A 15,871-nucleotide genomic window follows, 5' to 3' on the forward strand; every position below is an offset into this window, starting at 1 on the left:
GATATGCTTCTTCAACACGAAAGGACAATTGAATAGGTCATCCTGCCATTTGAAGGAGACGCAGTCAGCACTTCAGACACGCTCAAATACAGCAAATTGATTGAAGAAGTAGAAGGAGCTTGAAGCAGCTATGTTGCAAATAATTAAAGCAAGATGGATTGTATTAGTGGTGTGGATGATAACAGCTGTGATTCTGTTTATTACTGCGCCCGATTTAGAGGAATTAACAAGAGAAAAAGGGCAATTAAAGGTTCCGGAGGGGACACCAACAGCTGAGGCACTTCACCTATTGGATAAGCTGTCAGATAAGAACGGGAAGAAAGATACAGGTGTGCTTGTATTCTCCGAACAACATCTGTTCCCTGCGAAAGAGCAGGAATTAAAAAAGGCTTTAGCTGCACTCATGTCAAATGCCCCAGAACTCCACATTGACGGAATTACTTCGTATTTTCATGTAGATCCGGACATTCAAAAACAACTTTTATCAAAGGATAAAAGTACACTTCTTGTTCCATTCAAATTCGACCACTACGAAACAAAAGCTGTGAAGATTAAAGAACAAATTGAGGAAGTTTTAAAGCCCTATCATGTCTCATATGAAATAACGGGTCAAAAGTTTGTGGATTCAGATGTCATTCAAAGCTCTCAACAAGGTCTGAAGAAAACTGAACTTATCACGATGATTTTTATTTTCTTTATTTTAATTATTGTTTTCAGATCGATATTGGCACCTGTTGTTCCGCTCATTACGATAGGCATTTCTTACGCTGTCAGCCGGTGTATTGTGGCTTTTCTCGTAGAATATACACAATTTCCTCTATCTAATTTTACTCAGATTTTTATGGTAGCCATTATGTTCGGTATCGGAACGGATTATTGCATCCTGCTGTTAAGCCGTTTTAAAGAGGAGATCGGTCAAGGCCGTGATGTCAAAGAGTCGATTATCGTCACGTATCAATGTGCAGGGAAAACGGTATTTTTCAGCGGCTTAGCCGTGTTAGTCGGCTTCTCAAGTATTGGATTTGCTAAATTCCAATTGTATCAATCAGCCGTTAGTGTTGCCGTTGGAGTAGGCATTCTGCTGATTGCCCTTGTCACCATCGTTCCCTTTTTTATGTCTGTTTTCGGAAAATCTCTATTCTGGCCATCTAAAAGAGAAAACATTCGGCACCCGCAAAGTAAAATGTGGGAATGGGCTGGGCGTTTTTCATTTAAAAGACCGCTGATCAGCTTAGGGTTAGTCGCTCTTATTACGGTACCTCCTATTCTGATGTACGACGGCACCCTATCTTATAACAGTTTAAATGAAATTGGGAATAAGTATGAGTCGGTGTCAGCATTTAATACGATATCAGAGCAATTTGGCTTTGGTGAAGCGCTGCCGCTGAATGTGCTTGTCGAAAATGATCATAAGCTGGATAATCAAGAAAAGATTGTCATGATTGAAAAACTGACTCGTAAATTAAATGACATTGACGAAGTCAAAACAGTCCGCAGTGTCACGCGGCCTGTTGGGGACGGGCTGAGCCAGCTTTATGTCACCTCTCAAGCGAAAGAGCTGGGAGGAGAACTTGGCAAAGGCCATGAAGGAATCGGGAAAATTTCAGATGGCTTGACCGAAACAAATCTCGCTCTTCTCAAACAAAAACCAAAAATTGAAGAATCCGCTCAAGGCATTGACCAGCTGATTGATGGAACAAAAGCAATCAAAAGCGGTATCGGAGAAGTCAGGGAATCCTTAATCTCTTTAGAAGATGGGGTGAGACGCAGTAAGGAAGGCGTCGGCACCATTCGAAGTAAAATCAAAAAAGCGAAAAAAGAATTAGAGCAAGAATATCGCAGCAGCGAAACGATGATTCAAGAGCTAGAGCGAGTGGTGAATACACTTGAACGCCATGCGAAATCGAATCAGCAGCTGATGACAACCATTAAGAAAGTAAGGGCATCCTATGAAAATCTATCATTTGAAGCACTAGAAAATCGTCTTCCAGAAGTAAAAGACATGGATGAATATAAAGAAATCAAGAAGGTATTCAAAGAAACAAAAGGAATGCTTGATCAAGCAGGGGATCAAATGAGTGTATATGAAGAGGAAGCCGCTCACTTTAAGCAAAAGATCAAGCAGGCAGATCAAGTGATTCAAACCTTATCAAGCAAGCAAAAAGAAGTAAAACGCCAAGTGCAAGCGCTCATGGATGGGCTTGATCAAATTTATGACGGCCTTGACCAAACAAATGAGGGCCAAAAACAATTGATTAAAGAAATGCCTAAAATCGAAGATGGAGCAGATCAGCTGACAGACGGCCAAAAAGCCATCAAAAAAGGATTTAGCCAGCTTTCATCAAAACTTACGTTGTTAACAGATGGATTAGGTGAAAGTATTGAAGGGCTTGAGCAGGTCAAAAGCGGCTTCACCGAGGCTGACGGCTACTTAAAGCAGCTTCAGCAAGCGCCAGATGAAGAAATAACGGGCTGGTTTATTCCAGAAGAAGTGCTGAAACGCCAAGAATTTAAGCAAATCTTTCATACGTATATGTCTCCAGATCGTAAATTAACGACTTTTGAAGTCATCTTAAATGTGAATCCATACAGTAATGAAGCGATGAAAGGTGTCGCGAAAATTGAGGAAACCCTTGATCAATATTTACCTGTAAGTGGACTCAAAAATGCCAAATACGGTGTATCTGGTATCTCAAGCTTAAATGTGGACTTAAAAGAAACGTCTGACGGTGACTTTATTCGAACTGTTATCTTCATGTTAATTGGTATTTTTATTATTTTAATTATTTTATTACGGTCAATCGTCATGCCGATATACTTAACACTTTCACTGATTTTAACGTATTTTACATCAATCGGGTTAACAGAATGGATCTTTAAAACATTTTTTGGCTACGATGGTGTCAGCTGGGCTGTTCCATTTTTCAGCTTTGTCATTCTTGTGACGCTCGGGATCGATTATTCCATCTTCCTCATGGATCGTTTTAATGAATGGAAGGGAGAGCATGTACAAGCATCGATGATATCAGCGATGAGAAATATGGGTTCTGTTATTATTTCTGCAGTGGCCATTTTAGCAGGTACGTTCGCTGCTATGCTGCCATCAGGAGTATTATCGCTTGTTGAAATTGCAACAGTCGTACTCATTGGACTTTTATTATATGCTTTTGTTGTATTGCCCCTCTTTATTCCGGTCATGGTTCGTATTTTTGGTAAATGGAATTGGTGGCCGTTTAGAATGAAATAACGACTGGCGTCTCTGCTCTGAGCAGAGGCGTTTTTATTTCCTATCCTTTCCTCTGATTGATATAATGTCTATTAAATGGCTGTTTCACGTATATATCAGCTATGTTCTAATACATAATAAATAGGATGAACAAAGGAGGTTTCTCATGACGTACTTACAAGAGAAGACACTGGACACACCGGGTCTTCATACTCATATTGTCAAAACAGAAAAATTTAAAACCGTGACAATCCTTTTTAAAATGCTTGCACCGCTATCCAAAGATGACGTCACCATGCGTTCTCTTTTCCCGCATGTGCTGTTAAGAGGAACAGAAAAGATGCCGAAAACAGGCGCACTGCGTGCCTATTTTGATGAGCTCTATGGCGCAACCGTTTCCGCTGACATGGCGAAAAAAGGTGAGAATCACATCATTACCTTTCGCCTAGAAATGGCGAATGAAAAATATTTAAAGGATCAAACCCCTTTACTAGAAAAAGGGATTGCCTTACTATCTGACCTATTATTCAACCCGTATGTTGAAGAAGGAGTGTTTAGTCAATTATATGTAGACCAAGAAAAACGCACATTAAAACAGCGAATTCAGGCAGTTTATGATGACAAAATGCGTTATTCGAACTTAAGACTCGTGCAGGAAATGTGTAAAGGTGAACCATATGCGCTGCACGTCAATGGTGAAATGGAAGACATCGACGCAATCACACCTCACTCGCTCTTTGAAGCTTATGAGCATGCGCTTCAATCAAACCAGCTTGATCTTTATGTTGTCGGAGATGTTGACGAACAAGACATCAGCCGCATGGTCTCCCAATACTTTAAAACAAGTGAAAGAGAACCAGTCAAACAGCAGGCTGAATCAGCAAGGCCTCAAAATGAACCAAAAGAAGTCATTGATGAAGAGGACGTGAAACAAGGCAAGCTGAATATCGGCTTTCGTACACATACAACAATTGCAGATAAAGATTATCCAGCCCTGCATTTGTTTAATGGCATATTCGGCGGTTTCTCGCATTCTAAGCTATTCATCAATGTTCGTGAAAAGGCAAGTCTTGCGTACTATGCTGTGTCTAGACTTGAGAGCTTTAAAGGCTTGATGATGGTCATGTCAGGAATTGAAGTCGGCAACTACCAGCAGGCAGTAGACATCATCAAAGAACAATTTGAAGCGATGCAAAAAGGTGATTTTTCAGATGAAGCAATTGATCAAACAAAAGCAGTCGTCAAAAACCAGCTGCTTGAAACGATCGATACGTCTTATGGAACAGCAGAATATTTGTATCAGCATGCCGTTGTTCCAACTGGGGAAACCCTTGATTCCTTTTTAGAAGCATTAGACCGAGTGACAAAAGAGGACATCATCAAAGTGGGTCAGAAAATCGAATGGGATACGACCTATTTTCTTAAAGGAACGGAGGGTGCTTCATGACAGTGAAAACAATTCAATTCGATCAGCTGCAAGAAACGGTCTATCACGAAAAAATGGAAAGCGGACTTGACGTCTATGTGCTGCCAAAGCAAGGGTTTAACAAAACCTATGCGACCTTTACAACAAAATATGGCTCTGTCGATAACGAATTTGTGCCGCTTGGAAAAGAAGACATGATTCGAGTGCCTGACGGAATTGCCCATTTCTTAGAGCATAAGCTGTTTGAAAAAGAAGATGGAGACGTGTTTCATACTTTTAGTAAACAGGGAGCATCCGCAAACGCTTTTACAACGTTTACGAGAACGGCTTATTTATTTTCAAGCACCTCAAATGTCGAACAAAACCTTGAGACACTCATTGATTTTGTTCAAGAGCCTTATTTTACTGAAAAAACAGTCGAAAAAGAAAAGGGCATCATTGGTCAAGAAATTAACATGTATGATGACAATCCGGACTGGCGTTTATTCTTTGGTCTGATTGAAAATTTATATCAAGAGCATCCTGTGAGAATAGATATTGCTGGAACAGTAGAGAGCATTGCCCCTATTACAAAAGATCATTTGTATGAATGTTATGAAACGTTCTATCACCCGAGCAATATGCTTCTATTCGTCGTCGGGCCTGTTGATCCGAAGCAAATTTTAGATCAAGTCAGAGCGAATCAGGCGAAAAAGCCATTTACAGACCAGCCGGAGATCAAACGAAAAGACATCAATGAGCCAGAAGGTGTGTACCGGAAAGAATACGAACTTCCAATGAACGTACAAGGCTCTAAATGTATGTTCGGTTTGAAAACAAAGAACCCGCATAAAAAAGGAAATCAGCTGCTAAAGCATGAGCTTGGGATGAACCTCATTTTAGAGACGCTGTTTGGCAAAAGCTCCTTACAATATGAACAGATGTATGAAAAAGGCTTAATTGATGAAACATTCAGCTACGATTATACAGAAGAGGGCGGCTTTGGCTTCACTTCAGTTGGCGGGGATACAAATGATCCTGATCAACTCGCAAAGGTATTAAAAGAAACCCTTCTTCAAGCAAAAAGCCTCATGACAGAAGAGAAAATTGAACTCGCGCGCAAGAAAAAAATCGGCAGCTTTTTAAAAGCCATGAATTCTCCAGAATATATTGCGAACCAATTTACTCGATATGCATTCTTAGACATGAGCTTATTTGATGTCGTCACAATGCTGGAACAAATTCAATTAGCTGATATTCAGCAAATTTTAGAAGAAGAAATTGATGAAGAACGGATGTCTGTTTTCAAAGTCGTCCCAAAAACAAAATAAATTTAAAAAGACAAACTCATATCGGCAGAGTTTGTCTTTTTTATGTTCATTGAAAAAGCCGCTATATTTACGAGGATATTGATTGACAATTGTTTTGGTCATTAGTTAAACTCTTTAATAGTTAAACACTTAAACTAAAAAGGAGCAGCGTATGGAACAAAATAAAATTGCCCAGCTTATCCAGAGGTATACAGATGTCTATCTCATGTTGGAGAAAAAAGTATCGAGTATGATCACCGAAAAGCTTGATAAAGAGCTGACGCTTGATCAATATTACTCGCTTCGATACATCAATCTACATCCAGGATGTACATCAACGGACCTGGCTTATGTATGTAATGTAAACAAAAGTGCTGTAACATCCATGACTAATCGTCTTTTTACGAAAAACTATATTTTTCGTGAACATGATCAAGCTGATAGAAGGAATGTTCACCTGTACGTCACGCCAGAGGGCAAAGAAGTGGTCAGCCGAATGGAAAAGCAGCTTCAAGACCTGGTTCGGTCTTATTTTGAAAAGCTTGAAGAAAAAGAAATGGAATCATTTATTCAAACATATGAAAAAATCTATCAAGTGATCATCGAAGAGGAGGCACAAAGTACTAATGAGAGCAATCATAAAGGGTAAATGGCTGATCACGATTCTGTGGATCGTATTAGCGGCAGTGTTACTCATCACCGCTCCTAATATGGCGCAATTAACAAAGGAAAAGGGACAAATTTCTGTACCAGACGGCTATCCGTCCTCATATGCCAATCAGTTATTAAAGAAAATGTCTGAAAACGGCGATACAGAAAAATCAATTGTCATTGTCTTTCAAGAAAAGAACATTGTGAAAGAAAGAGAAACATCTTTAAAAAAGGCAATGGATATTTTAGAAAAGGATCAAGATCTCCACATAGAGGACATCACTTCTTACTTTGAAGCCAATAAAGATATCAAAAAACAAATGCTCTCTAAAGATCAAACGACACTCCTTGTGCCAGTTACATACGACTCAAACAAAATCAAAGCGTCCGATTTTAAAGAAAGAGTCAATGAAAAGCTGAAAAGCTTAAACCTGAAATTTGAAATGACAGGGCAGCCGTTAATTGATGATGATGTTATCACAAGTTCGCAGGAAGGCCTGAAGAAAACAGAATTCATTACGATTGGGTTTATTCTCGTTGTCCTTATTCTTGTTTTTAGGTCAGCTGTGGCGCCTTTCGTTCCGTTAGTCGCAGTGGCACTGTCTTATTTGGTGAGTCAATCAATCGTGGCTTATTTAGTAAAATATGTAGACTTTCCGCTCTCGACCTTTACTCAGATCTTTATGGTCGCGATCATGTTTGGAATTGGAACGGACTACTGCATACTGCTTCTCAGCCGCTTTAAGGAAGAGATCGCACACGGTAAAGATAAAATTGAAGCGATTCTAATTACGTATAAAACAGCAGGAAAGACCGTCTTATTCAGCGGAATTGCAGTGCTGATCGGCTTTACATGTATTGGTCTGGCACAATTCCAGCTTTATAAATCAGCTGTTGCAGTAGCAGTTGGGGTTGCTGTGCTCATTGTGGCTCTTCTCACGATTGTGCCGTTCTTTATGGCAGTTTTAGGAAAGGTGTTATTTTGGCCGATTAAAGGCGATATGGCCCATCCGCAGTCAAAAATGTGGGAAACAGCAGGCCGTTTTTCATTTAAGAAACCGCTTTTCAGCTTATTAATTGTAGGAATCATTACGCTTCCGCCAATTCTCATGTATAAAGGAACTCTTTCTTATAACAGCTTAGATGAAATTGGTAATAAATACGAATCGGTTAACGCATTCAATACCATTTCTGATAAGTTTGGACCGGGTGAAGCACTTCCGGCAACAGTCGTCGTGAAATCATCTGACCTTTTAGACAACAATGAAGGGCTAATTGCCGTCGAAAAACTCAGCCGTGCAATTGAACAAACAGATGGGGTCAGTAAAGTGAGAAGTGCCACCCGTCCTGTCGGTAAAGGGCTGAGTGATCTGTACGTGAAATCACAAGCCAAAGAACTGAACACAGGACTTGATAAAAGCAATGAAGGCTTGAAAAACATCCAAGATGCACTGACGACAATGAGTCAATCCATTGAGGATCAAACACCGCAAATCAAATCATCAGGAAAAGGCATTAACAAATTGATTTCTGGTACAGAATCTGTGCAAACAGGGATTCAAAATGTTGAAAAATCCTTAAGAAAATTGCAAAACGGCATCGACCAAAATAAAAAAGGTGTAGCAGCCATTAAAAATGAAATCAAAGGTGCAAAAAAGGAATTAATGGCTCAAGTCGCACAAGTGGATCAGCAAGTTTCACTATATAAAAGTATTTCCAAAGAATTAAAGGCAGCATTAGCGCAAGTGGATACGTCATCCTCTGCCGCAGCAGATGTAAAAGCGTTAATCAAACAAGCAAATACACAATTTAGTACCCTTGAAAAGCAAATCCCGCAAGTAAAAGAAAATCAATCGTATCAAGCGATTAAAGGTTCGTACAATGAACTTTCTGCGACCTTGCAAGAAGGGGCGAAACAGGCAGACAGCTATGCCAAACAAGCGAAAGAAGCTAGAAAGCAGCTTGAAGCAGCTGATGCCTTTATCGCAAAAGCTTCTGAGCAGCAAAAAGTCTTGACAAATCAAATCGATGAACTCATTGCTGGCTTAGATGCAGTTGAAAATGGACTGGATCAAACGTCTAAAGGTCAAGGACAATTAGCCGAAAATATGCCAAAGCTTGCAAATGGAGCGGGGGACATCATTAATGGCCAAAAGCAAATGAAAGAAAAGATTGGCGGCTTTGGGGATAACCTGACCAAGCTGACAGACGGCCTGAACAAAAGTGTAAATGGACTGGAGAAAATTTCGAGCGGCTTAATGGGTGCAGGTGACTACTTAGACGAACTGAAAAATGCACCAGATCAAGACATGGCCGGCTGGTTTATTCCAAAAGACGTCTTGAAAAATAAAGCATTCAAGCAAGTATTTGATTCATACATGTCAGATGATCGCAAGATGACAAAGATTGATGTCATTTTAGAGAAAAATCCATATGGAAATGACGCCTTGTCGACGATTAAACAAGTGGAAGCTTCTGTCGAGCGGGCACTTCCTGAAACAAACCTAAAAGATGCATCATTTGGCGTCTCAGGTGTATCAAGTATGAACGCTGATCTAAAACAACTGTCAGACCAAGATTTCAATAAGACAGTGCTTTACATGATGATTGGTATTTTCCTTATTTTGGTGATCTTGTTCCGTTCGCTTGTCATGCCGCTTTACTTGGTAGGTTCACTCATATTGACTTACTTTACAGCAATCGGTGTAACAGAATTTATTTTCACCCATTTCTTCGGATATCCTGGCATTAACTGGGCTGTACCATTCTTTGGATTTGTGATTTTAATGGCGCTCGGAGTCGATTATTCGATTTTCTTAATGGAGCGGTTCAATGAATACAAAACAAAAGACATCCAGTTTGCCATGACTGAATCAATGAAAAATATGGGGTCTGTCATTATGTCTGCTGCTGTTATTTTGGCAGGAACATTTGCCGCCATGCTTCCATCAGGTGTGCTGTCTCTCCTGCAGATTGCAACACTTGTCCTCACAGGACTTTTACTGTACGCACTCGTTGTGCTACCATTGTTCGTACCTGTAATGGTGAAATTGTTCGGATCAGCCAACTGGTTCCCATTTAAACGAAAAGAATAGGTATTCTATATAGAAAGAAGGAATCAATGTGATGAGTCGTTGGGCGCTGATAACAGGTGCCAGTGGCGGGATTGGGCAGGCAGCAGCGAAAAAGCTTGCCCAAGAAGGCTGCCATGTGATGCTCCATTATCATAAAAATGAACAGGCAGCTGTGCGCCTCGCCGCTCATTTGGATGAGGCATATTCCATTCAAACGCACGTCGTTCAAGCCGATTTATCTAAAACGGGCGGAGCAGATGAGCTTGTCAGCCGTCTGCCGCTCTGTCCAGATATTCTTGTTTTAAACAGCGGCAGAAGCCATGTCGGATTGGTGACAGACACAGAAAAAGACGTATTAGCCAGTATGGTGCAGCTTCATGTCACAAGTCCATATGAGCTTACCCAATCCCTTTTACCCGCCATGATTCGAAAGAAAGCAGGCCATATCATTGCGGTCAGCTCGATATGGGGAGAAACGGGAGCATCATGTGAAGTGCTGTACAGCATGGTCAAAGGTGCGCAAAATGCGTTTATCAAAGGATTAGCAAAAGAGCTTGCTCCAAGTGGAATTAGAGCAAATGCTGTCTCGCCAGGTGCTGTCAAAACAGACATGATGAATCGTTTTACGCAGGAAGACATCGCAATGCTGGAAGAAGAAATTCCGCTTGGCCGGCTTGCATCGCCTGAGGAGGTTGCAGATGTCATTTGGTTTCTCGCCTCAAAACAGTCAAGTTATATCACAGGTCAAATTTTATCTGTCAATGGCGGCTGGTACTGTTAAAAAACGTGTATAATTCGGCTCTCCATGACAAAAGCTATGGCTGTAATTCATCTTTTCGAATGGAGGAATCGACATGTCTGTACTTGAGAACTGGGACCATTGGAAAAACTTTTTAGGTGATCGCTTAAATCATGCGCAGGATAAAGGTTTAGAAGATGAGACCATCAATAACCTTGCGTATGAAATTGGCGGATATCTAGCTAACGAAGTTGAGGCAAAGAACGAGCAGGAAAGAGTACTTGCTGACCTTTGGAGCGTTGCATCAGAAGATGAGCAGCGTGCCATTGCAAATATGATGGTCAAGCTGGTTGAAAATAATAGCTCGCACTAAACAAAAAGAGAGGTCGTTTGTGCCTCTCTTTTTATTTTAACCGTTTCACAACATTGTGCTTTCTAAAAATGTGAAAATGCTTTATGATAAAGGAAGGTAAAAATTTGCCACAATGAAGGGGGTAATATCATTTGGCAAAGCTCGAATGGTATTTTGAATATGAGATACAGGTAAACCGTCCCGGACTTTTAGGAGACATTTCTTCTCTAATGGGGATGCTTTCAATTAATATTGTGACAATTAATGGTGTTGATGTATCAAGACGCGGAATGCTTTTACGCTGTGACCAAACAGATCAAATTAAGCGGCTTGAATCAATTTTAAATACAATGGAAACGATAAAAGTAACGAAATTAAGACAGCCGAAGCTTCGTGACCGCTTAGCTGTTCGTCATGGAAGATACATACAGCGTGATGCGGATGACAAAAAGACGTTCCGTTTTGAAAGAGACGAGCTCGGTCTTCTTGTTGATTTTATGGCTGAACTCTTTAAAAAAGAAGGACATAAATTGATTGGGATTCGCGGAATGCCGCGTGTCGGAAAAACAGAATCAATTGTGGCTTCAAGTGTTTGTGCAAGCAAGAGATGGCTGTTTGTATCATCAACTCTTTTGAAACAGACGATTCGAAGTCAGCTGATCGCAGATGAATACAGCCCAGATAACGTCTTTATTATTGATGGGATTGTGTCGACAAGAAGAGGTTCTGAGAAGCACTTGCAGCTTTTAAGGGAAATTATGAGACTGCCGGCAACGAAGGTGGTCGAGCATCCAGACATCTTTATTCAAAATTCAGAATATACAATGGATGATTTCGACTATATCATTGAATTGCGTAATAGCGCAGACGAAGAGATTACATATGAACACGCTGAAGAACCACAAGTGTTTGATCATTCTGGTTTTTCCGGCTTCGATTTTTAATATGGTAATGGTAGGTGTTTGTTTTGACTGAATTGGGAAAACGGCTCGTTGAGGCCAGAGAGGAAAAAGGGATGTCGCTGGAGGATCTTCAGACGGTGACCAAGATCCAAAAGCGCTATTTGCTAGCAATCGAACAAGGAAACTATGATATTATTCCAGGTAAATTTTACGTCAGAGCGTTTATTAAACAATATGCCGAAGCCGTTGGACTGAATCCTGAACAATTGTTCGAAGAATTTCGTAAAGATGTTCCAAGCACGTATAACGATGAAGTATCTGATAAATTATCAAATATTAAACCGCAAAGAGAGCTGCCAAAGCCTGCTTCGAAAGTGCTTGAACTATTGCCGACAATTTTAATTATTGGAGGCATCATTGTGGTCATCGCCATCATTTATGTGATCGTGCAGGCGGTCAATCATGATAGCGGACAGAAGAATAATCAGGCGGCCCCTCAGCAATCAGAATCTAAATATGAAGTATCTGAGGGTTCATCTCTTGCAAAAGATCAAAAGAAAAAAGAAAAAGCTTCGTCAGATGATAAAGAAAAATCATCTAAAAAAGATGATTCATCAAAAGACGATGAAACTGTATCTTTAAAGGCGACGAATACAGAAGGCTCGACAACAACGTATGAAGTATCAGGTGCAGACGAAATGGAGTTAAAAATTTCTGCGTCGCAAGCTTCATGGCTGCGTGTAAGAGACGAATCTGGAAAAGTGCTGAAGATGGGTGAACTAAAAGATGGCGAATCGTTTAAAACAGACCTGTCTGATCTTTCTCAGGTCGATATCCGTCTAGGCAATGCGTCTGGAATTGATATCAAGGTAAATGACGAGACACTTAAGTACGAATTAGACCCTAAGGACACCATGACACAAAACATTGTGATTGTGAATAAAGGAAAGGAAAAGTCATCTTAAGCAAGTAGATGACTTTTCTTTTGTTCCTACTATTATATACATAATAAAATTGCATTATTGGAGGATTGGATTTCATGTTTAACTTACCGAATAAAATAACCCTTTCTAGGATCGCCTTGATCCCTGTTTTTATGATTATTATGCTTGCACCGCTAGATTGGGGTGTTGCGCGCTTTGGCGACGTCAGCATCGATGTGACGCACCTTGTTGGAGCGATCCTGTTTATTGTCGCTTCAACAACTGACTGGATTGATGGATACTACGCACGTAAGCTTAATTTAGTGACGAACTTTGGTAAATTTTTAGATCCGCTTGCAGATAAATTGCTTGTTTCAGCTGCTTTAATTATACTTGTTCAATACAACCTCACACCGGCATGGATGGCGATTGTGATCATCAGCCGTGAATTTGCTGTAACAGGTCTAAGGCTTGTACTAGCCGGAGGCGGTGAAGTAGTGGCAGCGAATATGCTTGGAAAAGTGAAGACATGGGCGCAGATCATTGCGATTTCAGCACTTTTACTGCATAACCTGCCGTTTGAACTTGTGTCATTCCCGTTTGGTGATCTAGCGATGTGGGTAGCGGTGTTCTTCACTGTTGTCTCAGGCTGGGATTACTTTGCAAAAAACTGGGAAGCTTTAAAGAATTCTAACTAAAAAGGACGTGTACGCTTTGAAGTCAGAGAGAAAAGCAGAAATTATTGCAGTCGGTTCCGAACTATTGCTAGGGCAAATTACGAATACGAATGCACAATTCATCAGCAAACAACTAGCTGAAATTGGTGTGAATGTTTATTACCACACAGCAGTTGGTGACAATCCAGAGCGTTTAAAACAGGCCATTCAGGTGGCGCAGGAAAGATCTAATTTTATTATCTTCTCAGGTGGTCTTGGACCAACCAAAGATGACTTAACAAAAGAAACCATTGCGAGTACGCTTGGCAAAGAGCTTGTACTAAATGAAGAAGCATTTGAATCAATTCAAGATTACTTTCTAAAGACCGGACGCGTTATGTCACCGAACAACCGTAAGCAGGCACTCGTTCTAGAAGGGTCTGATGTGCTCGTGAACCGTTTCGGGATGGCCCCGGGTATGTTTGTTCAAGAAGACGATACGTTTTATATGCTTCTTCCTGGACCGCCAAGTGAACTGCACCCGATGTTTGAAAACGAGGCAAAGCCGCTGATTTCTGAGAAACTTGGCTTAAAGGAAAAGATCGTGTCTGTTGTTCTGCGCTTCTTCGGAGTCGGTGAATCGCAGCTTGAAACAGACCTAGAAGATTTAATTGATGCTCAAACCAACCCGACGATTGCACCACTCGCATCTGACGGTGAAGTGACGCTAAGGCTGACTGCTAAGCATGAGGATGAAAAAGAAACAGAGCGTCTGTTAAAAGAAACAGAAGCGCAAATTTTAGCGCGGGTAGGAGAGTACTTCTACGGATATGGGGATACATCACTTGTCCGCGAAGCGTCCAAAGCCTTGCACGAGCACGGGAAAACAGTAGCAGCAGCAGAAAGCCTGACTGGCGGAATGTTCTCCGAATGGCTGACAGATCTCGAAGGAGCATCATCCATTTTGAACGGAAGTGTGGTTTGTTATACAAACCAAGTCAAGCAGCAGGTACTTGGCTGCCGGGAAGAAACATTGTCTTCTCATGGTGCTGTCAGCAAAGAGTGTGCTTTAGAGCTTGCTGAAGGGGTTAGAAAGCTGACCGGAAGTGATATTGGCATTAGCTTTACGGGTGTAGCAGGACCTGATACCCAAGAGGGTCAGCCTGTTGGAAAAGTGTTCATTGGACTATCTACGAAAGACCAGACAGACGTGTTTGAATGGATGTTTACAGGCAGCCGGTCAGGCATTCGAAAGCGCGCTGTGAAATATGGTCTGCATCACTTACTCAACTTATTAAAAGAGAGTTAATTTTGTTTTTTGTTAGGTTTACTCCTTTATAAAAGAGCGTTTTTTCTAATAGAAAACACTCTTTTCTTAAAAAATCTGCCGAGAAAAAAATCGAATATGTGTTCGTTTTTTTCTTGGCAAATGACGTAAAACAAGGTATAGTATAGATAGTGGAATTGATAAAGGAGGAAACAATAGAATGAGTGATCGTCAAGCAGCATTAGATATGGCTCTTAAACAAATAGAAAAACAGTTTGGTAAAGGCTCTATTATGAAACTAGGAGAGCAAACAGATACACGTATTTCAACAGTACCTAGTGGTTCGTTAGCACTTGATACTGCGCTTGGAATAGGCGGATATCCCCGAGGCCGTATTATCGAAGTATATGGTCCAGAGAGTTCTGGTAAAACGACAGTAGCCCTTCATGCCATTGCTGAAGTTCAGCAGCAGGGAGGACAAGCTGCATTTATTGATGCAGAGCATGCACTCGATCCAGTTTACGCTCAAAAACTAGGTGTCAACATTGATGAACTGTTACTTTCTCAGCCGGATACAGGAGAGCAAGCACTTGAAATTGCAGAAGCTCTTGTCCGCAGCGGGGCAGTTGATATTGTTGTTATTGACTCTGTAGCTGCTCTTGTACCAAAAGCAGAGATTGAAGGAGATATGGGTGATTCACATGTTGGTCTTCAAGCACGTTTGATGTCCCAAGCACTTCGTAAACTATCAGGTGCTATCAATAAATCAAAAACAATTGCCATCTTTATTAACCAAATTCGTGAAAAAGTTGGGGTCATGTTCGGTAACCCTGAAACAACGCCAGGTGGACGTGCGCTGAAGTTCTATTCGTCTGTTCGTTTAGAAGTGCGCCGTGCTGAACAGCTGAAACAAGGCAATGACATTATGGGGAATAAAACGAGAATTAAAGTGGTCAAAAACAAAGTAGCACCGCCATTCCGTATTGCCGAAGTAGACATTATGTACGGTGAAGGGATCTCAAAAGAGGGAGAAATCATCGACCTTGGAAGCGAGCTAGATATCGTACAAAAGAGCGGTGCTTGGTATTCTTACCAAGAGGAACGTCTTGGACAAGGCCGTGAAAATGCGAAACAATTCCTAAAAGAAAATAAAGATATCATGCTGATGATCCAGGAGCAAATTCGCGAACATTACGGTTTGGATAATAACGGAACAGTGCAGCAGGAATCTGAAGAGGCGCTAGAACAATTAGAATTAGAATAAAATTAAAATCAGTATGAAATGATAAAAAAGGCTGGGTGAAAAAACTCAGCCTTTTTTATTTTTGCAAAAAACTTTCGACAACTTTTTCAGTACTTCATCCGT

General features: G+C 40.8%; 12 protein-coding genes. All 12 read left to right on the forward strand.

Features of this window, described 5'->3' with window-relative positions; all coding sequences use genetic code 11:
- Nucleotides 1-130: 130 nt before the first annotated feature.
- Complete coding sequence (locus MHI23_RS08325; RefSeq protein WP_125586761.1) at nt 131-3,247, forward strand: MMPL family transporter; 3,117 nt, start codon at nt 131-133, stop codon at nt 3,245-3,247.
- A 145-nt stretch (nt 3,248-3,392) separates the two neighbouring features.
- Complete coding sequence (locus MHI23_RS08330) at nt 3,393-4,673, forward strand: pitrilysin family protein (RefSeq protein ID WP_024427017.1); 1,281 nt, start codon at nt 3,393-3,395, stop codon at nt 4,671-4,673.
- Nucleotides 4,670-5,962 (forward strand): pitrilysin family protein, encoded by a 1,293-nt coding sequence (locus MHI23_RS08335; RefSeq protein WP_125586759.1) that lies wholly within the window; start codon nt 4,670-4,672, stop codon nt 5,960-5,962. The genes MHI23_RS08330 and MHI23_RS08335 overlap by 4 nt, the downstream gene beginning before the upstream one ends.
- 151 nt (nt 5,963-6,113) lie before the next feature.
- Complete coding sequence (locus MHI23_RS08340; RefSeq protein WP_024427019.1) at nt 6,114-6,590, forward strand: MarR family transcriptional regulator; 477 nt, start codon at nt 6,114-6,116, stop codon at nt 6,588-6,590.
- Nucleotides 6,568-9,687 carry an MMPL family transporter gene (locus MHI23_RS08345; RefSeq protein WP_125586757.1) on the forward strand — a complete coding sequence of 1,040 codons (3,120 nt, stop codon included), beginning with the start codon at nt 6,568-6,570 and terminating at the stop codon, nt 9,685-9,687. Before MHI23_RS08340 ends, MHI23_RS08345 begins: the two co-directional genes overlap by 23 nt.
- 31 nt (nt 9,688-9,718) lie before the next feature.
- Nucleotides 9,719-10,447 carry an SDR family oxidoreductase gene (locus MHI23_RS08350; RefSeq protein ID WP_024427021.1) on the forward strand — a complete coding sequence of 243 codons (729 nt, stop codon included), beginning with the start codon at nt 9,719-9,721 and terminating at the stop codon, nt 10,445-10,447.
- A 73-nt stretch (nt 10,448-10,520) separates the two neighbouring features.
- Entirely contained in the window at nt 10,521-10,778 is a 258-nt protein-coding gene (locus tag MHI23_RS08355) for a DUF3243 domain-containing protein (protein WP_024424114.1), read from the forward strand.
- 131 nt (nt 10,779-10,909) lie between these two features.
- Nucleotides 10,910-11,701 (forward strand): DUF3388 domain-containing protein, encoded by a 792-nt coding sequence (locus MHI23_RS08360; protein WP_125586755.1) that lies wholly within the window; start codon nt 10,910-10,912, stop codon nt 11,699-11,701.
- 23 nt (nt 11,702-11,724) lie between these two features.
- Nucleotides 11,725-12,624, forward strand: coding sequence for a helix-turn-helix domain-containing protein (locus MHI23_RS08365; protein ID WP_025092608.1), 900 nt, complete (start codon nt 11,725-11,727; stop codon nt 12,622-12,624).
- 74 nt (nt 12,625-12,698) lie between these two features.
- On the forward strand, nt 12,699-13,280 hold the full coding sequence (gene pgsA, locus MHI23_RS08370) for a CDP-diacylglycerol--glycerol-3-phosphate 3-phosphatidyltransferase (protein WP_125586753.1): 582 nt from the start codon (nt 12,699-12,701) through the stop codon (nt 13,278-13,280).
- Between the two features lie 16 nt (nt 13,281-13,296).
- Nucleotides 13,297-14,547, forward strand: a complete 1,251-nt coding sequence (locus tag MHI23_RS08375; RefSeq protein WP_125586751.1) for a competence/damage-inducible protein A — start codon at nt 13,297-13,299, stop codon at nt 14,545-14,547.
- 178 nt (nt 14,548-14,725) lie between these two features.
- Entirely contained in the window at nt 14,726-15,769 is a 1,044-nt protein-coding gene (gene recA, locus MHI23_RS08380; RefSeq protein ID WP_024424111.1) for a recombinase RecA, read from the forward strand.
- Nucleotides 15,770-15,871 lie beyond the last annotated feature (102 nt).

The organism is Bacillus sp. FSL M7-0003 (assembly GCF_038628485.1).
GTDB lineage: Bacteria > Bacillota > Bacilli > Bacillales > Bacillaceae > Bacillus > Bacillus safensis.

Excerpts from the sequence above, each read along its gene's own strand:
- MHI23_RS08355 (WP_024424114.1), top strand. The coding sequence starts at position 10,521 with ATGTCTGTACTTGAGAACTGGGACCATTGGAAAAACTTTTTAGGTGAT.
- MHI23_RS08350 (WP_024427021.1), top strand. The coding sequence starts at position 9,719 with ATGAGTCGTTGGGCGCTGATAACAGGTGCCAGTGGCGGGATTGGGCAG.
- MHI23_RS08335 (WP_125586759.1), top strand. The coding sequence starts at position 4,670 with ATGACAGTGAAAACAATTCAATTCGATCAGCTGCAAGAAACGGTCTAT.
- recA (WP_024424111.1), top strand. The coding sequence starts at position 14,726 with ATGAGTGATCGTCAAGCAGCATTAGATATGGCTCTTAAACAAATAGAA.
- pgsA (WP_125586753.1), top strand. The coding sequence starts at position 12,699 with ATGTTTAACTTACCGAATAAAATAACCCTTTCTAGGATCGCCTTGATC.
- MHI23_RS08340 (WP_024427019.1), top strand. The coding sequence starts at position 6,114 with ATGGAACAAAATAAAATTGCCCAGCTTATCCAGAGGTATACAGATGTC.
- MHI23_RS08345 (WP_125586757.1), top strand. The coding sequence starts at position 6,568 with ATGAGAGCAATCATAAAGGGTAAATGGCTGATCACGATTCTGTGGATC.
- MHI23_RS08325 (WP_125586761.1), top strand. The coding sequence starts at position 131 with ATGTTGCAAATAATTAAAGCAAGATGGATTGTATTAGTGGTGTGGATG.
- MHI23_RS08330 (WP_024427017.1), top strand. The coding sequence starts at position 3,393 with ATGACGTACTTACAAGAGAAGACACTGGACACACCGGGTCTTCATACT.